19 protein-coding genes are annotated in these 17,993 nt (G+C 61.4%); 13 read left to right on the forward strand and 6 right to left on the reverse strand.

The window, feature by feature from the left end:
* Positions 1–35: 35 nt before the first annotated feature.
* The 6 genes from Q1A85_RS20930 to Q1A85_RS20955 all read left to right on the forward strand — a co-directional run bounded on the left by Q1A85_RS20930 (position 36) and on the right by Q1A85_RS20955 (position 5,052).
* The gene (locus Q1A85_RS20930) at positions 36–1,340 is read left to right on the forward strand and encodes an FAD-dependent oxidoreductase (protein WP_299694354.1); all 1,305 of its coding nucleotides are present in this window, start codon (positions 36–38) and stop codon (positions 1,338–1,340) included.
* On the forward strand, positions 1,337–2,095 hold the full coding sequence (locus Q1A85_RS20935; protein WP_299694357.1) for a DUF1365 domain-containing protein: 759 nt from the start codon (positions 1,337–1,339) through the stop codon (positions 2,093–2,095). The genes Q1A85_RS20930 and Q1A85_RS20935 overlap by 4 nt, the downstream gene beginning before the upstream one ends.
* Positions 2,092–3,327, forward strand: coding sequence for an MFS transporter (locus Q1A85_RS20940; RefSeq protein WP_299694359.1), 1,236 nt, complete (start codon positions 2,092–2,094; stop codon positions 3,325–3,327). Before Q1A85_RS20935 ends, Q1A85_RS20940 begins: the two co-directional genes overlap by 4 nt.
* A 1-nt stretch (position 3,328) precedes the next feature.
* The gene (locus Q1A85_RS20945) at positions 3,329–3,907 is read left to right on the forward strand and encodes a DUF3833 family protein (protein ID WP_299694360.1); all 579 of its coding nucleotides are present in this window, start codon (positions 3,329–3,331) and stop codon (positions 3,905–3,907) included.
* Positions 3,904–4,644: an SDR family NAD(P)-dependent oxidoreductase gene (locus Q1A85_RS20950; RefSeq protein WP_299694363.1), complete on the forward strand. Its 741-nt coding sequence runs from the start codon at positions 3,904–3,906 to the stop codon at positions 4,642–4,644. Before Q1A85_RS20945 ends, Q1A85_RS20950 begins: the two co-directional genes overlap by 4 nt.
* Before the next feature lie 78 nt (positions 4,645–4,722).
* On the forward strand, positions 4,723–5,052 hold the full coding sequence (locus Q1A85_RS20955) for a DUF3775 domain-containing protein (RefSeq protein ID WP_299694366.1): 330 nt from the start codon (positions 4,723–4,725) through the stop codon (positions 5,050–5,052).
* Between the two features lie 7 nt (positions 5,053–5,059).
* On the opposite strand, the gene Q1A85_RS20960 is transcribed toward Q1A85_RS20955, so the two are convergent.
* From Q1A85_RS20960 to Q1A85_RS20970, 3 genes are read right to left on the reverse strand one after another with little or no spacing between them, the layout of a single operon-like run.
* Positions 5,060–6,115 (reverse strand): saccharopine dehydrogenase, encoded by a 1,056-nt coding sequence (locus Q1A85_RS20960; RefSeq protein WP_299694369.1) that lies wholly within the window; start codon positions 6,113–6,115, stop codon positions 5,060–5,062.
* Positions 6,112–6,726: a glutathione S-transferase family protein gene (locus tag Q1A85_RS20965; RefSeq protein WP_299694371.1), complete on the reverse strand. Its 615-nt coding sequence runs from the start codon at positions 6,724–6,726 to the stop codon at positions 6,112–6,114. Before Q1A85_RS20965 ends, Q1A85_RS20960 begins: the two co-directional genes overlap by 4 nt.
* Positions 6,727–6,733: 7 nt before the next feature.
* Entirely contained in the window at positions 6,734–7,387 is a 654-nt protein-coding gene (locus Q1A85_RS20970) for a histidine phosphatase family protein (protein WP_299694374.1), read from the reverse strand.
* A 232-nt stretch (positions 7,388–7,619) separates the two neighbouring features.
* Between Q1A85_RS20970 and fdhF the strand changes: the two genes are divergently transcribed.
* Positions 7,620–10,382 (forward strand): formate dehydrogenase subunit alpha, encoded by a 2,763-nt coding sequence (gene fdhF, locus Q1A85_RS20975; protein WP_299694377.1) that lies wholly within the window; start codon positions 7,620–7,622, stop codon positions 10,380–10,382.
* A gap of 3 nt (positions 10,383–10,385) precedes the next feature.
* Here fdhF and Q1A85_RS20980 read toward each other — a convergent pair whose 3' ends face one another.
* A complete protein-coding gene (locus Q1A85_RS20980; protein ID WP_299694380.1) occupies positions 10,386–11,606 on the reverse strand; it encodes a PAS-domain containing protein in 1,221 nt (406 codons plus the stop codon).
* 156 nt (positions 11,607–11,762) lie between these two features.
* On the opposite strand from Q1A85_RS20980, the gene Q1A85_RS20985 reads away from it, so the two are divergent.
* Positions 11,763–13,721 (forward strand): AMP-binding protein, encoded by a 1,959-nt coding sequence (locus Q1A85_RS20985; RefSeq protein ID WP_299694509.1) that lies wholly within the window; start codon positions 11,763–11,765, stop codon positions 13,719–13,721.
* 131 nt (positions 13,722–13,852) lie between these two features.
* Here Q1A85_RS20985 and Q1A85_RS20990 read toward each other — a convergent pair whose 3' ends face one another.
* Positions 13,853–14,020 (reverse strand): hypothetical protein, encoded by a 168-nt coding sequence (locus Q1A85_RS20990; RefSeq protein WP_299694382.1) that lies wholly within the window; start codon positions 14,018–14,020, stop codon positions 13,853–13,855.
* A gap of 85 nt (positions 14,021–14,105) precedes the next feature.
* On the opposite strand from Q1A85_RS20990, the gene Q1A85_RS20995 reads away from it, so the two are divergent.
* Genes Q1A85_RS20995 through Q1A85_RS21015 form a run of 5 tightly spaced genes read left to right on the forward strand, consistent with a single transcriptional unit; the run spans position 14,106 to position 17,502 of the window.
* Complete coding sequence (locus Q1A85_RS20995) at positions 14,106–14,924, forward strand: ABC transporter ATP-binding protein (RefSeq protein ID WP_299694385.1); 819 nt, start codon at positions 14,106–14,108, stop codon at positions 14,922–14,924.
* Entirely contained in the window at positions 14,917–15,387 is a 471-nt protein-coding gene (locus Q1A85_RS21000) for a hypothetical protein (protein ID WP_299694388.1), read from the forward strand. The genes Q1A85_RS20995 and Q1A85_RS21000 overlap by 8 nt, the downstream gene beginning before the upstream one ends.
* Positions 15,377–15,955: a hypothetical protein gene (locus Q1A85_RS21005; RefSeq protein ID WP_299694391.1), complete on the forward strand. Its 579-nt coding sequence runs from the start codon at positions 15,377–15,379 to the stop codon at positions 15,953–15,955. The genes Q1A85_RS21000 and Q1A85_RS21005 overlap by 11 nt, the downstream gene beginning before the upstream one ends.
* Entirely contained in the window at positions 15,952–16,488 is a 537-nt protein-coding gene (locus Q1A85_RS21010) for a hypothetical protein (RefSeq protein ID WP_299694394.1), read from the forward strand. Before Q1A85_RS21005 ends, Q1A85_RS21010 begins: the two co-directional genes overlap by 4 nt.
* A 3-nt stretch (positions 16,489–16,491) precedes the next feature.
* Positions 16,492–17,502 carry a branched-chain amino acid ABC transporter permease gene (locus Q1A85_RS21015; RefSeq protein ID WP_299694397.1) on the forward strand — a complete coding sequence of 337 codons (1,011 nt, stop codon included), beginning with the start codon at positions 16,492–16,494 and terminating at the stop codon, positions 17,500–17,502.
* A 72-nt stretch (positions 17,503–17,574) separates the two neighbouring features.
* Here Q1A85_RS21015 and Q1A85_RS21020 read toward each other — a convergent pair whose 3' ends face one another.
* Positions 17,575–17,904, reverse strand: a complete 330-nt coding sequence (locus tag Q1A85_RS21020) for a hypothetical protein (protein WP_299694400.1) — start codon at positions 17,902–17,904, stop codon at positions 17,575–17,577.
* Positions 17,905–17,993: the final 89 nt, after the last annotated feature.

The raw sequence follows: 17,993 nt of genomic DNA on the forward strand, positions 1-17,993 counted from the left end.
ATTGCAACTTATCGCACAACAGGACTGCACCACTCATGCCCAAAGACTTTTCGCCCGCCCTGCGCCGCCGTATCGCTGTCATCGGAGGGGGCATTTCGGGCATGGGGGCGGCACATCTTTTGTCGCGCGCTCATCATGTCGCCCTGTTCGAAGCGGAGCCGCGCCTTGGTGGTCATGCGCGCACAATAGTGGCGGGCGAACGGGGCAATCAGCCTGTGGACACCGGGTTTTTGGTGTTCAACTACGCAAACTATCCGCGCATGGCTGCGCTTTTTGCCGAGCTGGATGTGCCGGTGGTCAAGTCGAACATGAGCTTTGGTGCGTCCATCGACGGTGGTCGGCTTGAATACGGGCTGGCCAGCCTTGATGCGCTCTTTGCCCAGCGGCGCAACGCGCTGAACCCGAAATTCCTGCGCATGGTGCGGGACATCCTGCACTTTAACAAAAACGGACTGCGCATCGCGTTGGAGGATCGGACCCGGACAACGGGGCAATTCCTTGAGGCGCTTGGGACCGGCGAATGGTTCCGCGACTATTATCTGCTGCCGCTCAGCGGTGCGATCTGGTCCACGCCCACACAAAAGATCATTGATTTCCCGGCGCACGCCATGATCCAGTTTTTCGAAAACCACGCGTTGCTCAGCCATACCGGCCAGCACCAGTGGTACACGGTCAAGGGCGGGTCGGTGCAATATGTGAGCCGTCTTGAGGCGGCAATGCTGGGGCAGGGCGTGGATATCCGGCTGGGCGCTGCGGTCCAGTCGGTGCGCCGCACCGTGTCAGGGGTCGAGGTCAAGGCCTGGGGCGGTGCGTGGGAGGCCTTTGACGAAGTTGTCTTTGCCACCCATTCCGATGACAGCCTGTCACTTCTGGCTGACCCGACTGAGGTCGAGCAATCGGCTTTGGGCGCGGTCAAGTACCAGCCCAATGACGTGGTCTTGCACTGCGATGACAGCATCATGCCGAAGCGGCGGCAGACGTGGTCCAGCTGGGTCTACACCGAGGACAAGGGCGCGCAGACGGACCGCATCGACCTGACCTATTGGATCAACTCCCTGCAACCCATTCCGATGGACGACCCGCATTTTGTGACGCTGAACACCAAGCGCACGATCCGAGAAGAGATGATTTACGACCAGACCGTGCTGCGCCACCCGGTCTATGATCTGGCCGCTCTGGCAGCGCAGACAACCGTGCGGGACATGAACGGCGCGAACGGAACATGGTTCTGCGGCGCGTGGATGCGGCACGGTTTTCATGAGGATGGGTATTCAAGCGCGGTGGACGTGGCGCAGGCCATTTTGGCGCGCGATGCTGCGTTGCAGGTGGCGGCGGAATGACCGCAACCGTCGATCATATCGCGGGCCAGACCTATCACGGGCGCAAAGGCGATATCGCCAACGCGTTCCGCTATTCGATCGACTATGTGCTGCTTGATGCCGAGGCCGAGCTGCGCACTCCGCGACTGTTCCGGCGCAATGGGCGGGGGCTGACGGGGCTGGATGATCTGGACCACGGCGGCGCGCCGGGGGCCGGACGCGGGGCCGCATGGGTCCGAGACGTCTTGCAAGAGCATCAAGTGACGGGCGTGGCGCAGATCGAGTTGCTGGCGCAGCCCAAAGTGGTGGGCCATGTGTTCAACCCAGTCAGCTTTTGGCTCTGTCGCCGGTCGGACAAGGCATTGGTGGCGGTGATTGCAGAGGTCACAAACACCTTTGGCGACCGCCATAGCTATCTGATCCATCACCCGGACCAGCGGCCCATCGCAGCGGATGACCGGTTGCTGGCACAAAAGATCATGCATGTGTCGCCCTTTCAGCCGGTCGAGGGGGGCTATGAGTTCCGCTTTGACATCACCGATGACCGCATCGGCATCTGGATCGACTACACGCGCGGCAAAGGTGGCGTGATCGCCACGTTGACGGGGCGCCGCTGCCCGCTGAGCAATCGTTCGATCCTGCGCGCCGTCTTGCGCCGTCCGTTTGGCTCGCGCCGCGTGCTGGCGTTGATCCATTGGCAGGCGCTCAAACTGTGGGTCAAGCGGGCGGTTTACCGCCGCCGGCCTGCACCGCCCAGCAGCGAAGTGTCGCGGTGAACAACGCCCGGCCTCATCGCTTGCCCGCCTACGCGGTGTTCGCAGCCCTGCTGAGTGCGGCAGGCCTGCCCATCTATATTCATGCGCCCAAATTTTATGTGGATGAATATGGCGTGTCGCTGGCGGCGCTGGGGGCTGTGCTGTTTGGCCTGCGGCTGCTGGATGTGGTGCAGGACCCCCTGTTCGGTCGTCTCAGCGAGGTGTTGCGCGGGCGGCGAGGGCTGGCTGTGCTTATTGGCTGTACGGTCATGGCGCTGTCGATGCTGGGACTGTTTGCTGTGCCGCCGCTCTTGCCGCCGCTGATCTGGTTCGCCCTGATGCTGACGGGCGTGTTTTCGGCGTTCAGCTTTCTGACAATCAATTTCTATGCCCAAGGTGTGGTCAAGGCGCACGACCTGCCTGGGGACGGACATCTGGGTCTGGCACGCTGGCGCGAGACGGGTGCCTTGCTGGGGGTCTGCGTGGCCGCCATCGCGCCGGTGATGCTGGGTGGGTTCATGGGCGCGCCCTTTGCCGGGTTCGCTGTCGGATTTGCCGTGCTGGCGTTGGCGGCGGTTGTGATGATGTGGAACGAATGGGGCGACGCGGGTCTGCCGCCGTCCATCGGGCTCAAGGCGGTGCTGGGTGACGCGCTGGCACGCCGGCTGCTGCTGATCGCCTTTGTCAACGCGGCTCCGGTTGCGGTCAGCTCCACACTGTTTCTGTTCTTTGTCGAAAGCCGCCTGCAAGCGCCCGGTTTTGAGGGCCCTTTGCTGTTGCTGTTCTTTCTGTCGGCGGCACTCGCTGCCCCGGTCTGGGGTCGGCTCGCCGAGACGTTCGGGGTCAAACCCGTGCTGCTGTCAGCGATGGTGCTGGCCATCGCCGGCTTTGGCGGCGCTATGCTGTTGGGTCCCGGCGACTGGCTCGCCTTTGCGGTCATCTGTACGTTGTCTGGTGCCACGCTGGGCGCTGACCTGACCCTTTTGCCTGCCGTATTTGCGTCGCGCATGGCGCGCATCAGCCCATCTGCCGCCGAAGGGTTCGGGCTGTGGTCATTCGTGTCGAAATTCACACTGGCCTTTGCCGCAGTCACCCTGCTGCCCGCTTTGCAGAACGCAGGGTTCGACAGCGCCGCAGCCACCAATCCACCAGAGGCGCTTGCCCTTCTGACACTGCTTTATGCCGCTGTTCCCTGCGGCCTCAAAGTCGTTGCGATCGCCTTGTTGGCGACCACGAACCTCAAGGAGACCTGATATGGATGCTCTTTTCTTTGCCTTGCTTGGCGCGCTCACCATGGCTGCGCTGTTTTGGTCCCGCTCACGCTATGCCGATTTTCTGGCGCAGCGGCCCGAAGATTACACCGGTGACTCGTCACAGTTCGACCTGCGCACACATCTGAGCGGGCCGATCATCTGCGAAGGCGTGATCTATGGTCCCATGGGCCGCGTCTCCTCTCGCTTTGTCGGGGAGTTTGATTGCCATTGGGAAGGCAATGTCGGCACCATGAACGAAGTGTTCACTTACGATGACGGGTCGGTGCAGGAACGCTGCTGGAACCTGACGCTCGGCAATGACGGTCGGATCAGGGCGCTGGCCAGCGACGTAGTGGGCGAAGGGTCGGGGCAGCAAATGGGCAGTGCGGTGCAACTGAAGTACCGCTATCAATTGCCCGACAGCGCCGGGGGCCACGTGCTGGACACGGTCGACTGGATGTATCTCGCGCCCAATGGAACCATTGTGAACCGGTCGCAGTTCCGAAAGTTCGGGATCAAAGTGGCGGAATTGGTGGCGACGATGCGACCAGCGGAACAGGATTTGAAAGAAGCAGCATGAGTGCAATTGATCTGACAGGTAAGCGGTATTGGTTGGTTGGCGCAGGCGACGGGCTGGGCCGGGCTCTGGCACATCACATGAGCCGCGCGGGCATCGAGGTGATCGTGTCGTCGCGCAGCGAGGACAAGCTGCAAGAGCTCGTCGACGAATTGCCCGGCAAGGCGACGGTTCAGACTGTCGACATAGCGGATGACGCCAGTGTCGAGGCCGCGGCAGAGGCGGTCGGCGACATTGACGGCATCGTGTTGCTGGCCGGTGTGTACTGGCCCTTTTCAGCCAAGGAATGGAACTGCGAACAGGGTGTCGCCATGGCGAATATCAACTTCACCGGCTTCATGCGCGTGCTGGGGCGGGTGATGCCGCAATTCGTGGAAAAGGATGCAGGCCACGTGGTCATCACCTCATCACTGAGCGGGTTCCGGGGGCTGCCGGGGTCTATCGGTTACACCGCGTCCAAGGCCGCAACCATGTCGCTGGCCGAATGCATGTACGCGGATTTGCGCAACACCGGCATCCGGGTGCAGGTCGCCAATCCCGGTTTCATCAAGACGCAGCTGACCGACAAGAACGCATTTGATATGCCGTTTTTGATGGAACCTGACGCGGCTGCGCGCGAGATGTTCGAACTAATGTTGACCGACAATTTTAAGAAAAGTTTTCCGACGGTGTTTTCGCTGTTCTTCCGGGTGGGGCAGTTCCTGCCGGACTGGCTTTATTACCGCATCTTTGGGCGCTGAGCCTGCGCAACCGCATTTGAGCGGGATCAAAGACGGCGCGCGCTGTGCGGCGCATCCTCTGGCTCAGGAGGATTCGTTATGGACACCGAATTGAACAGGGACCTTGTGGCGCAGATCGTGCTGATGGGTCGCGAACTGGACCGCGCCGAAGGCGAGTTGCGCGGCGTCATCGACCGATTGGGCATCGACGAACAAGCGGCTTTGGTCGCCGTCATGTGGGTCGGACGCGGCGCATTCGAGGCCGCAGAGTGGCAAGTGGCGCTGGACACCGCTGCGGCAGAGGCGACGACGCCATGTGCGGATTACATTCTTGGCACGCCGCATTTCACCGACCATCTTGAGGCCGGAATGGAAGCCTTGGGCGAGCAACTGGGCGAGAACGAAGGCGGTTTGATCAACTTTGCCTGACGGACCGCTACAGGGTTCTGCACGCCTGATCGAATTGCACCTTGGCGCGCGCCCAGACACCGGCGTTCAGGTCTGGCAAGCGCAACAGGCTGGGCAGCAATTGCCCGGCATAGTCCTCGGCGCTTTCGACGGGCAGCATGGATGGCAGGTTGTCGATCGCTGTGACATCCAACGGCGGCCTATCATGCACGCGCAGGGCGGGCGCGTCCCACGTGGTTGTTTGATCGTAGACCTTGATCGGGGAAAAGTCGCTGTCGGGATCACAGGCGATATCGCCGATGACGCTGAGCCTGCGCGCATCATGCGGGGCTGAGGCTGGTACAAAAACGGGCGTGCCGGGCCGCGCAAGGATGCAGTTGAAAAAGATGTCATGGGCCAGCACCTCCGGGAAAGGGCCGCCATGGGCCGTCTCTTCCACATCCCAGCGGGTCGTGGGCACGCCCATCGCGGTGCAAAGGTCTGCAGCGCCCGTGCCCACCCGCCCGAGCGCGCCGATGATGAGCGCGGTGGGCCGGTGCGTGCCTGTGGCCACGAGATCGGATTGAAGGTCCGCCAGCAGATGGTTGGCACTGGGGTAACTGCCGACGGCACCGGCCAAAGCACCGCTTTGTTGCGCGGCCCAGCATTTGAGCGCAACCGCAGCACCTGCATAGCCAGCCCAGTAGCCAAAGGCCGCAACCCGTCGCCCGTCCGCATCCACGAGATATTCCAGATCATAGAGTGTACCGCCGCCCGCCTGAAACCGGCGCAGCAGAGCCTGACCTGCGGGCTGGCCCTTGAAGGCGTGGCCAAACATGATGTGGCGGTGGGGCAGGGGCGTGCCGTCATCTGGCAGTTCCTTGAGGCCAAAGACGATGGCGTCGCGCGGCGCATCGGGCCATGCCCCCTCGGTCACGATCTGTGCACCGGCGGCGCGGTAGCGGTCGGTGGGGACGCAGCGGCTGGTGCTGTCCTCGACTGTCACTGTCAGACCTGCGGCGATCAGCTTGGCCGTGCCTTCGGGCGTCAGACCCACGCGGGTTTCGTTGTCGCGCTGTTCGGCGCGCACCCAGAGATGAGTCATCTCAGCAGCCCCTTTGCCCGCATCACGTCGATGCTGTGGCGCGCGCTCATTGTGTCCATGAAGCCCCGGATGCGGGGGAACGGTGCGAGGTCAACGCCGTCACCGGGCAGCCACGTGCAAACCACGTAGAGGTAGCAATCGGCAATCGACAGATGCGCGCCCAGCACAAAAGGCGCGGCGATGCAGTTTTCTTCGACGAAAGTGGCGCTTTCGGTCATCGTTTGCGGCACCTTGGCGGCCATGTCGTCGCGGCTGGCCTGCTGGTCCGCCCAGCGGTGGCCACGCATCTTGTGGGCGTGGTTCACATGCATGGTCGAGGCGAGGTAGTACATGACGCTGCGCGCCTGAGCGGCGTGCACCGGATCGGCGGGCATCAGGCGCGGGTCATGGGCCGCGACAAAGTCGAGGATTGCACCGGTTTCGGTCAGGACGGTGCCGTCGTCGAGGATCAGAGCGGGCACGCGGCCTTTGGGGTTGATGGCGCGGTAGTCGTCACTTTGCTGTGCGCCGCTGGCAAAATCGACCATGTGCAGATCGTAATCCACGCCCGCTTCTTCGAGGGCGATGGCAACGGCGACCGAGATGGTGCCGGGGGCGGCAAAAAGTTTCATGGGGACCTCAAACGTGGGTGTGGGCGTGGTGGCGATCGGGTGCCTCAAGATGCGGGATCGCGTTGAAGAGAACCGGCGACCACGTGCCACCGATGGGATGCAGCCGGTGCATGGAGGTGTTGAAAATCGCCAGCGCAACATTTGCCATAGCACTGACGTCGAGACCCAGATGCAAACGCATGGTCATCGCGATCAGCCCGCCGGAGGTTACGACCAGCGCAGGCCCCGACCCTTCACCGATTTCGGTCAACGCTTCGCTTATGCGGCTTTCGAAGGCCGAAAACCGTTCCGGCACGCCTTCGAGTTTGTCGTCCTGCCAGTGCGACAGGACCTTGGGGAAATGGTGGACGAACTGGCTGGGATCTTCGGGGGCGCTGATCCCGTGTTCGGCCTCCAGCGCTTGGGCCATGGTGAAATACTCAAGCTCATTGAGCCGCGCGTCTTCGGTGGCGTTGAGGCCGGTGTTCATCGCCTCGGCTGTCTGGCGGTGCCGTTTGAGCGTGCCGGTATAAAGCCGGGTGTGGGTCTGGTGTGTTGCACGCATATGGTCCCCCAGCCATGCGGACTGCTGGCGGCCCAGTGGGCTGAGCCGGTCATAGCTCGCCTCGTCCGTTGCGTGCGTGTTGGCCTGACCGTGGCGGATGAGGGTGATGTGGGACATGGGGTGCCTGCTGCTGCTTTGGTGCTGTTCTAGGTCAGGGGGGCGCATGTGGAAAGGACGGGAGCCTCCGGCGGGGATTTTTTTGGGACAGAGACGGGGGACGCGGATTGGCGCATGGTGGCGCATTTCGGAAACGGGCGCGCCGCGAAACAGGGCTTTGGTGTCGGGAATGGGAGTCTGTTTGTGGCGCGGGGCGCGCTAGAACGGGGGCCAGATCAGGGAGACGGGTGCGATGACCGATAAGGTGACATTCACGCTGGATGGGGAAGACGTGCAGGCGGAGGCAGGCATGACCATCTGGGAGGTGGCCAATGGTCGGGGCCTTGTGATCCCGCATCTGTGCCACAAGCCAGCCCCCGGATATCGTCCCGACGGCAACTGCCGGGCCTGCATGGTGGAGATCGAAGGTGAGCGCACGCTGGCGGCATCGTGCATCCGCGAACCTGCCGAGGGTATGGTGGTGACGACAAACTCGGCCCGCGCCGAAGGCGCGCGCAAGATGGTGGTCGAGATGCTGCTGGCGGACCAGCCCGAACGTGACGTGGCGCATGACAAGTCCGCGCATCTCTGGGACATGGCCGAGGCCAATGGCGTCTCTGAAAGCCGATTGCCCAAACTGGAAGCCGAGCGCATCCCGCTGCTGGATGACAGCCATGTGGGGATGTCAGTGAACCTTGATGCCTGCATCCAGTGCGGGTTGTGTGTACGGGCCTGCCGTGAGGTGCAGGTGAACGACGTGATCGGGATGTCGGGCCGGGGGCACGACGCCTATCCGACGTTCGATTTCGCAGACCCCATGGGAGCGTCGACATGCGTGGCCTGTGGCGAGTGCGTTCAGGCCTGTCCGACAGGGGCGTTGATGCCCGCTACGGTCGTGGACGACGCGCAGGTGGGCGACAGCAAGGACTATGACCGCGAGGTCGAAAGCATCTGTCCGTTCTGCGGCGTGGGCTGTCAGGTGTCGCTGAAGGTCAAGGACAACAAGGTCAAGTTCGTCGAAGGGATCAACGGCCCGGCCAACGAAGGACGGCTCTGCGTCAAGGGGCGGTTCGGGTTCGACTATATCCACCACGATCACCGCCTGACCAAGCCGCTGATCCGGCGCGACGATGCGCCCGCCAAAGGGTTGAACGTCGACCCGGGGAATTGGGGCGAAGTGTTCCGCGAGGCCACATGGGACGAAGCGCTGGACTTTGCGGCGAACGGTCTGAAAGGGCGCGGGCGTGAGGTTGCAGGCTTTGGTTCGGCCAAATGCACGAACGAAGAGGCGTACCTCTTCCAGAAATTCATCCGTCAGGGCTTTGGCCACAACAACGTCGACCACTGCACGCGGCTGTGCCATGCATCGTCGGTTGCGGCGCTGATGGAGAACGTGGGCTCGGGGGCGGTCACCGCGACATTCAACGAGATCGAGAATGCGGATGTGGCGATTGTGATCGGGGCGAACCCGATCGAAAACCACCCCGTCGCCGCCACCTATTTCAAGCAGTTCACCAAACGCGGCGGCAAGCTGATCGTGATGGACCCACGGGGGCAAGCGCTCAAGCGGTTTGCATCGCACATGCTGCAATTCCGCCCCGGTGCGGACGTGTCGATGCTGAACGCGATCATGCATGTGATTGTCGAAGAAGGTCTCTTCGACCAGCAATATATCGAGGCCTATACCGAAAACTGGGACGCCGAAAAGGCGCATCTGGCCAATTTCCCACCGGACAAGATGGCCGAGATTTGCGGGATCGAGGCTGATGTGTTGCGTGACGTGGCGCGTACTTTTGCGGGTGCGCAGGCGGGCATGATCTTTTGGGGGATGGGCGTGTCGCAGCATATCCACGGCACGGACAATTCACGGTGCCTGATCTCTCTGGCGCTGATGACGGGCCATGTGGGGCGGCCCGGTGCCGGGCTGCACCCGCTGCGCGGGCAAAACAACGTGCAGGGGGCGTCTGATGCCGGGCTGATCCCGATGTTCCTGCCGGACTATCAGACGGTAACGGATGACGGCGTGCGCTCGGCCTTTACCTCTGTCTGGGGGTCTGGGGATTTCTCGAATGAGAAGGGCCTGACCGTGACCGAGATCATGGATGCAGTCCATGACGGCGATATCAAGGCGATGTATGTGTTGGGCGAAAACCCGGCCATGTCGGACCCGGATGTGGAGCACGCCCGCGATGCGCTGGCCAAACTGGATCATCTCGTGGTGCAGGACATCTTTCTGACGGAAACGGCGAACTATGCCGACGTGATCCTGCCCGCCTCCGCCTTTGCCGAAAAATCGGGGACTGTGACCAACACCAACCGGCAGGTGCAAATGGGGCGGCCTGCCGTTTCCCCGCCCGGCCAAGCGCGGGAGGATTGGTGGATCGAGGTGGAACTGGCCAAACGGTGCGGTCTGGACTGGTCCTATGACAGCCCCGCGGATGTGTTTGCCGAGATGAAGCAGAACATGGCGTCGCTCGACAACATCACGTGGGCGCGGCTCGAAGACGAGAATGCCGTGACCTACCCGTCGCTGTCGCCCGAGGATCCCGGTCAACCGATCGTGTTTGGCGATGGGTTCCCGCGGCCGGACGGGCGCGCGCGCTTTACCCCGGCTGCGGTGATTGCGCCGGACGACGTGCCGGATGCCGACTATCCGATGATCCTGACCACGGGGCGGCAGCTGGAACACTGGCACACGGGGTCGATGACCCGGCGGTCCAAAGTGCTGGACGCGGTGGAGCCGGAGGCGAACTGTTCGCTGCACCCGTCCACCTTGCGCAAACTGGGGATCGAGGCGGGCGGCATGGTCCGCCTGACGACCAAGCGCGGCTCGATTGAGATCATGGCGCGCGAGGATCGTGCGGTGGCCCCGGACATGGTGTTCCTGCCCTTTGCCTATGTGGAGGCGGCCGCGAATATCCTGACCAATCCGGCGGTGGACCCCTATGGCAAAATCCCGGAGTTCAAGTTCTCGGCCGTGCGGGTCGAGGCTGCGACAGCGATGGCGGCAGAGTAGCGGTTATTCGGTCCAGGTGACATCCCCGACAAAGATATAACCCGCGCCGTAAACGGTGCGGATATGCTTGGGCGCCTTGGGGTCGTCCCCGAGCTTTTGTCGCAACCGTGAGATGCGCACATCCAGCGCGCGGTCTGAACAGGGGCTGAGCCCGGGTGCGGCAAAGATCTCTTCGCGTGTGATCAGCCGGTTGGCGGCGGTCAGAAAGGCGCGCAATAGGGCTGCTTCGGCAACCGTCAGGGCAACGGGATCACCATTTCCGCTCAAATCCAGCCGGTCAAACTGCGCGGTCCACGCGCCAAACTGTGCCGTACGGCTTTGCCTCACGTCGCCGCTTTGCGACAGGGTGATGTCCATTGACAGAACGTAAACGCCGGTCACCACGCCTGCGGAATTGGTGTCAGGCGTAAAGGCCGCGCGGATATGCCGGCCATCCTGGGCGACGGTGAACTCAACGACTTTTGGGTGGCCATCGTAGGCCGACCGGAGTGCGGGTGTTATTTCGCTGTAGATCTGCGGCCCCAGAACGGATTGTGCCGTGTGCCCGACGATGTCGTCTGCGCCGTTATAGGGGTGCAGCGGCAAGCGCTGGTTCGAATAGGTATAACGTTCCTGTTGATCGAGCCGCGCAATGTGTGCGGGTGTCGTTTCCGCGGCGAGCCGGACGCGCGCCTCTGCCGCCTCAAGGTGTTGCTGGGTTTCGTGCAGGCGGCTGATTGTCGCCTCCAGCGCACGGTTCGCGCGGGCCAGTTCTTCGGATCGGTCCAAAAGGCGGCCCGATAATTCGTCGGAATGCGACCGCAGCATCTCTTCCTGCCGTTTGATGTCGGTGATGTCGGTATAGACCGTGACCCAACCGCCTTGGCGCAGCGGCCCCCCTTCGACGGAAATCCAGCGTCCGTTCGAGCGTTTGCGTTCGACGTAATGCTGCTCGAACGTCAGGGCCTGTTGCACGCGGGCCTGAATAAAGCCTTCGGGGTCATTCACGTCGCCGTATTCCCCCGTCTGAACCAGATAGCGGATCGTGTCGGAAAACGGGGCGCCGGGCTCGCATAGGTGCGGTGGCAGGCCAAACATCGCGCGGAAGCGTTGGTTGGCCACGATCAGCCTGAGGTCATCGCTGTAGATCGACAGGGCCTGCTGGATCATGTTCAGGCCCGACCGCAGCAGAACGGATGTGTCGCGCGACCGGTGCAGAATGTCCGGGGACTGGATTTGCGACATGATCGAAACCTGAAACAATTCGTTGCATTTGAGAATGTATTCAGAAAGATTTGACAGGTCTAGACGTTCCCGCGACGTTTCAGGTGCGGGATTCGCGTAGCCCGTCAAAACAAGCCGGAGACCGGCAACCAGGGAGGACATTACGTGACTGCCGAAATGGCCAATCAGACGGGCATGACATCCATCCCGGCGCTGCTTTTGCGCAATGCGTCGCAATTTGGCAGCGCGCCTGCCTATCGTGAAAAAGAGTTTGGCATCTGGCAGAGCTGGACATGGTCCGAGACGCTTGAGGAAACCGAAGCGCTGGCGCTGGGTATGCTGGACCTTGGGCTGGCGCCGGGCGACCACGTGGCCATCATCGGACGGAACCGGCCCTACCTCTACTGGTCGATGATCGCCGCAGAGATGTGCGGCGCGATTCCTGTGCCGCTCTATCAGGACGCGGTGGCCGAAGAGATGGCTTACGTGCTGGATCATTGCGGCGCACGGTTCGTGGTCGTGGGCGACCAAGAGCAGGTCGACAAGGTCATCGAGGTGCAGGCGCAATTGCCCGAGTTCGAGCAGATGATCTACCTCGATCCGCGCGGGCTGCGGAAGTACGACCATTCCAAACTGCACCAGTACAGCCATGTGCAGGACGCCGGCCGCGCCAAGCGCGACGAACTGATGGGAACGATAAAAGAGCGCATCGCCGCGCTGGACTACGACAGCACCTGCGTGATGCTGTATACATCCGGGACGACGGGCAAACCCAAGGGCGTTGTGCTGTCAAACCGCAACGTGATCGAGACGTCGAAATCGTCATCTGAGTTTGACGATTTGCGCCGGAGTGACGAGATTCTGGCGTATCTGCCGATGGCGTGGGTCGGCGATTTCATCTTTTCCGTGGGACAGGCGTTGTGGACCGGGTTCTGCACCAATTGCCCGGAAAGCGCGGACACGATGCACGTGGACCTGCGCGAGATCGGGCCAACTTATTACTTTGCCCCGCCACGTGTGTTCGAGATGCAGTTGACGCAGGTGATGATCCGCATGGAGGATGCCGGGCGGTTCAAGCAATGGCTGTTCCATCGGTTCATGGACCATGCGCGAAAGGTCGGACCAGCGATCCTTGACGGACTGCCGGTGAGCGCGATGGATCGCCTGAAGTACCGTTTGGGCGAGTTGATGATCTACGGGCCTTTGAAGAACACCCTTGGGTTCAGCAACGTGCGCGTGGGCTATACGGCGGGTGAGGCGATTGGACCTGAAATCTTTGATTTCTATCGGTCTTTGGGGATCAATCTGAAACAGCTTTATGGTCAGACCGAGGCCACGGTGTTCATCACCGCGCAGCCGGATGGCGAAGTGCGGTCGGATACGGTTGGCGTGGCCTCACCGGGTGTGGAGTTGAAGATCGCCGAGAATGGCGAGGTCTTCTATCGCTCACCGGGCGTGTTTGTGGAGTATTACAAAAACCCCGAAAGCACCGCAGGCACCAAGGATGCGGATGGCTGGGTCGCCACAGGGGATGCCGGGTTTATCGAAAAGGACAGCGGGCACCTGCGGATCATCGACCGGGCCAAGGATGTAGGGCAAATGGCGTCGGGCGCGCTCTTTGCGCCGAAATATGTCGAGAACAAGCTGAAGTTCTATCCGAACATTCTGGAGGCCGTGGTCTTTGGCAACGGCAAGGATGAGTGCACGGCATTTATCAATATCGATCTCACGGCGGTGGGAAACTGGGCCGAGCGGAACAACATCGGCTACGGGTCCTATCAGGAACTGGCGCAGCACCCGCAGGTGCTGGAGACAATTCAGGGCCACGTGGAAGAGGTGAACCGGTCAGTTGCCGAAGACGAAATGTTGTCGGGCTGTCAGGTGCACCGGTTTGTGGTACTGCACAAGGAACTGGATGCGGATGATGGGGAACTGACGCGCACCCGGAAGGTGCGGCGGCGGATCATCGAAGAGAAATACGCCGACATTATCGCAGCCCTGTATGATGGGTCATCCGAAATTTCGACAACCACAGAGGTGACCTATGAAGATGGGCGTAAGGGGTCGATTTCGGCAACGCTTGAGGTGCGGTCAGCCTCTGTGACGTCCGCAACACAGAAGATGGCGGCGGAGTGATGATGCGTGACGCTCGCCCGATGGGCATCGCCCCACCCACCATCCCATGGTGCATGATGATATCGCGTGCGGCGCGGGTGGCCTACCGGCCCTCCGGGGGGGATTTTTGGTGGACAGAGACGCGGCGCGGGTCAATCGGTATCGAAGACGTGGCGCACAGCGCAGGTGAGCCTGTTGTCACCGGTGAACGCGCCAATGCTATGGCGCATGATCCTGCGGGTGTCAGCGGCGTTCAGCCCCTTGCGGCGGCAGTCAAAGGCAAGTTGCAACAGGTAGCGGCGTTCCAGTGCGTCAAACATCTTGGGACCTCCAATCCGGTGTGCCGCCACTCTGCCCATAAAATGGTTAACATGCCCCCAAGGCGGCGGGCGATGGAGTTTGCCCATGCTTGATCAGACCGACGGATATGTCACGGCGGACGGTCGTCAAATTGGCCCCGTTGTCATGGAAATGCGCAATATTACCCTGCGGTTTGGGGGGGTTGAGGCGATCAAGGACATCTCGTTCGACATTCGCGAAGGCGAAATTCGTGCGATTATCGGCCCGAACGGTGCGGGCAAGTCCTCGATGCTGAACGTGATTTCGGGGTTTTACGTCCCTCAGGAGGGGCAGGTGTACTACAAAGGGGCACCGCGCCCGCCGATGAAGCCATTTGAAGTGGCGCGGCAGGGGATTGCACGGACTTTCCAGAACATCGCCTTGTTTGAGGGGATGAGCGTTCTGGACAATGTGATGACCGGTCGGCTCACCCATATGAAAACGGGAATGCTGGCGCAGGCCCTTTGGAAGGGCAAAGCCGAGGACGAAGAGACGGCGAACCGGGAAGTCGCTGAAAAGATTATTGATTTCCTTGAAATTCAAGCGATCCGCAAAACGCCGGTGTCGCGCCTGCCTTATGGTTTGAAAAAGCGGGTGGAGTTGGCGCGGGCTTTGGCAGCGGAGCCGTCGCTGCTTTTGCTGGATGAGCCTATGGCCGGGATGAATGTTGAGGAAAAAGAGGACATGAGCCGCTTTATTCTCGACGTGAATGACGAGTTCGGCACCACGATTGCGCTGATCGAACACGATATGGGCGTGGTCATGGACCTGAGCGACCGGGTGGTCGTGATGGATTATGGCAAAAAGATCGGCGACGGCACGCCGGACGAGGTGCGCAGCAACCAGGATGTGATCGACGCCTATCTTGGGGTGTCACATGACTGAAAAACGGCGGTCACGAGGCGTACACCTGCTGTGCACAGCCTGTGCACCGCTGATATGCTTTTTGGGCGCCGGGTCTGTGCAGGCGGGTGCCGCGTGGGAGATGTTCGAAGCGCGCTGTCTTGATCCATTTGAGCATCAGGCTGAGCCGGTGGTGGATGGGCTGGAACAGCTGTCGTCGCTGCCATGGCAGCGTGGCTATCTGGATGGGGCAGGCCGCCTGCTTGTACTGGATGCGGCGCCGGAGGACGGGCTGCGGTCTTGCGAGGTCTCTGAAAAGGGGGGTGCGGCCCTTGATCCGTCCTTTGTCAATTGGGTGACGGATGTCACCGCGCGGCGGCTTTACGCATCGGTGGATGGTGTGTTGGCGAGCGTGGAGTGGATCGAGCCGCAAGTGCATGTAGAAGCATTTGTTTGGAATGGCGGTGCCACGTACCGGGTGTTGGAGACAGACCTTGAGAGCTAGGGCGTTCGCGATCTGTGCGGCCCTGTGGGCCGGGCCTGTGGCGGCAGAGGAACCGGCGATTTGCGAGGGCGGTCTGGCGGGGCTGTGCGCGATGATCAAGACGCAATGCCTACCCTATCTGGAGGATCCGGCGAGCCTGTCGCCGCGCGATATCCTGCCGGTGCCGCGCACCTTCCGGCGCTATTTTGAGAGCACGTTGAATTCCTATGTGCTGGGCTATCAGGAGACGGATGTTCCCGGCACGCTTGTCGTGTTCATGTATGACGAGCCGGCCTGTGAGGTGATCACCCATGGGTTGGCCTACTCCGATGTGTTGCCAGCCTATCAGTCGTGGCGGGATGGGGCGGGCGCGCGCTTTGTGTCGACGACAGGATTTGAGCCTGTGTCCCGTGTGACCATGGACCGGGCCTATGCGGCGGCGTTTCTGGCTGCACCGCGCCGGGATGGGCGGGTGACCGAGGTCACATTGAACTGGAACCTGACATTCGAGGGGCTGACGCGGCTGCGGGTGAGCTATCAGCCGCTGCGGGATCACACGGCGGACCTGATGGGAGTGGCGGCGAAATGAGGGGGCTTTGGGCGGTCTTGCTGATCTGTCCCGCCGCGCTTTGGGCGCAGGACCAGAGCGCCTTTGATGCCGGGATTGCCGAATGCGCGCGCTATGTCGCGGCACAGCCCGAGGGCGACTATGCGTTTCAGGCGCCGGTCATGGACAGGGACGAAGACGAGAGCAGCATTGGCCGCACCATCGTCTACCCGCCGGGATCGGGCGGCAATTTCGATTTTGCGCTGAGCTTTGACTATACGCGCGGCACGTCGACCACGCCGGGGACATGGGCCTGCTCCGGCACCGGCCCGGCATCGCCGCAATGGCCGACATTTGTGACGACGGGATGGATTGCAGCGGATGCTGCCTTGCGCTCGAACGGGTTGCAGGAATTGAATTTTCCGGGACCGCAAAAGGCCTATGCCAATTGCGGGGCGGAAACACCGGATATCTACGTGCTGTTCAATGCCGGTGCGGGTGACCGCGTCGTCTTTGCCGCGACGACGGGGCCTGCGGCGGCTGCGTTCTGCACGTCTATGGGAGTGAAGGGATGAACGATGCCTGAACAGTTGTTCTTTGCGATGGAGGTCATTCTGAATGGCCTGATGGCGGGCGTGCTTTATGCGCTGGTGGCTTTGGGGTTTGTCCTGATCTTCAAGGCTTCGGGGATTTTCAACTTTGCCCAAGGGGTCATGGCGCTTTTTGCGGCGATGACCTTTGTGGGGATACAAAACGGGCAGGTGCCGTTTTCACATCTGATCAACGCGATATTCGGGACGCATATCCACTATTTTGGGTGGGAGGTGCATTCGGTTGTGGCCATTGTGCTGACGGTGGTGGTGATGATCGGCCTGGCATGGGCGGTCCAGCGGTTCATCTTTCGTCATCTGGTGGGGCAGGAGCCGATCATTCTGTTTATGGCGACCATTGGGCTTGCCTATTTGCTGGAAGGCGTGGCGGACCTGATGTGGGGGTCCGAGATCAAGAAGCTGGATGTATGTCTGTCCGAAGGGACCTGTTTGCCGCAGGGGATGAACCTCGCCTTTGATGAGTTTTCGGCGGCGCTGTTCAATCAGCCCTTTGGCATGTTCATAGACAATCTGGACATCACGGCGACAATCATCGCGATCTTGCTGGTGGCGGCCCTTGTGGTGTTTTCGCAATATACCAAGCAGGGCCGTGCGATGCGCGCGGTTGCGGATGACCATCAGGCGGCGTTGTCCGTCGGTGTGTCGCTGAATTACATCTGGATCCTCGTGTGGTCGGTTGCGGGCTTTGTGGCGCTTGTGGCGGGGATCATGTGGGGCGCGAAATCCGGTGTGCAGTTTTCGTTGAGCCTGATTGCGCTGAAGGCGTTGCCGGTGTTGATGCTGGGCGGTTTTACTTCGATCCCCGGCGCGATTGTTGGCGGATTGATCATCGGAGTTGGTGAAAAGCTGTTTGAATTTGCCATTGGTCCGATGGTGGGCGGGGCGACCGAGAACTGGTTTGCCTATGTGCTGGCGCTGGTGTTTCTGGTGTTCCGGCCGCAGGGATTGTTCGGGGAGAAGATCATTGAACGGGTATGATACGATATCCCGTTCGGGCGACCCCATTGAGCGATGCTCAATGAGACCCGCCCGCCCGGGAACCTTCGCGGGCTATCCGTCAAGCTGCCGAAAGAGCATGACAGTGAAGGCGGCGAGCACCGTGATGGCCAATGTTGCAGACAGGAGCAAATCCCCCGTCAACAGCAATGCGACCCCGGCGCAGACGATGAGAATGATTGTGCAGAACATGAGCATTGGACCAAGTGTGCCGCGCGGCTCTGTCGCTTGTGTAGGGGGCGGGGCGGGTTCTGTCGTATCAGGGGTTATGTCGGGGATGGAATCCATCAGCTTGGCCTTGGCCGCGGCCAACTCCACGGTACTCATTTCGCCCCGCGCATGTGCGGCGTCGAGACGACGGATGTCATCCAGAATTGCGGTCATGCAACCCACTCCAATTACCCATGCCCAAGCTGGCGGGGAAATGGGGAAAGAATGTGGCAAAGCGCGAGAAGTTACGCGTGTGGTTAACC

Origin of the sequence: uncultured Tateyamaria sp. (assembly GCF_947503385.1) — a bacterium.
In the GTDB taxonomy this organism is placed as follows: domain Bacteria; phylum Pseudomonadota; class Alphaproteobacteria; order Rhodobacterales; family Rhodobacteraceae; genus Tateyamaria.

Excerpts from the sequence above, each read along its gene's own strand:
- Q1A85_RS20995 (WP_299694385.1), top strand. The coding sequence starts at position 14,106 with ATGCTTGATCAGACCGACGGATATGTCACGGCGGACGGTCGTCAAATT.
- Q1A85_RS20960 (WP_299694369.1), bottom strand. The coding sequence starts at position 6,115 with ATGACTCATCTCTGGGTGCGCGCCGAACAGCGCGACAACGAAACCCGC.
- Q1A85_RS21015 (WP_299694397.1), top strand. The coding sequence starts at position 16,492 with ATGCCTGAACAGTTGTTCTTTGCGATGGAGGTCATTCTGAATGGCCTG.
- Q1A85_RS20980 (WP_299694380.1), bottom strand. The coding sequence starts at position 11,606 with ATGTCGCAAATCCAGTCCCCGGACATTCTGCACCGGTCGCGCGACACA.
- Q1A85_RS20945 (WP_299694360.1), top strand. The coding sequence starts at position 3,329 with ATGGATGCTCTTTTCTTTGCCTTGCTTGGCGCGCTCACCATGGCTGCG.
- Q1A85_RS20930 (WP_299694354.1), top strand. The coding sequence starts at position 36 with ATGCCCAAAGACTTTTCGCCCGCCCTGCGCCGCCGTATCGCTGTCATC.
- Q1A85_RS20955 (WP_299694366.1), top strand. The coding sequence starts at position 4,723 with ATGGACACCGAATTGAACAGGGACCTTGTGGCGCAGATCGTGCTGATG.
- Q1A85_RS20965 (WP_299694371.1), bottom strand. The coding sequence starts at position 6,726 with ATGAAACTTTTTGCCGCCCCCGGCACCATCTCGGTCGCCGTTGCCATC.
- Q1A85_RS20935 (WP_299694357.1), top strand. The coding sequence starts at position 1,337 with ATGACCGCAACCGTCGATCATATCGCGGGCCAGACCTATCACGGGCGC.
- Q1A85_RS21020 (WP_299694400.1), bottom strand. The coding sequence starts at position 17,904 with ATGACCGCAATTCTGGATGACATCCGTCGTCTCGACGCCGCACATGCG.
- Q1A85_RS21000 (WP_299694388.1), top strand. The coding sequence starts at position 14,917 with ATGACTGAAAAACGGCGGTCACGAGGCGTACACCTGCTGTGCACAGCC.
- Q1A85_RS20985 (WP_299694509.1), top strand. The coding sequence starts at position 11,763 with ATGGCCAATCAGACGGGCATGACATCCATCCCGGCGCTGCTTTTGCGC.
- Q1A85_RS20990 (WP_299694382.1), bottom strand. The coding sequence starts at position 14,020 with ATGTTTGACGCACTGGAACGCCGCTACCTGTTGCAACTTGCCTTTGAC.
- Q1A85_RS20950 (WP_299694363.1), top strand. The coding sequence starts at position 3,904 with ATGAGTGCAATTGATCTGACAGGTAAGCGGTATTGGTTGGTTGGCGCA.
- Q1A85_RS20970 (WP_299694374.1), bottom strand. The coding sequence starts at position 7,387 with ATGTCCCACATCACCCTCATCCGCCACGGTCAGGCCAACACGCACGCA.
- Q1A85_RS21010 (WP_299694394.1), top strand. The coding sequence starts at position 15,952 with ATGAGGGGGCTTTGGGCGGTCTTGCTGATCTGTCCCGCCGCGCTTTGG.
- fdhF (WP_299694377.1), top strand. The coding sequence starts at position 7,620 with ATGACCGATAAGGTGACATTCACGCTGGATGGGGAAGACGTGCAGGCG.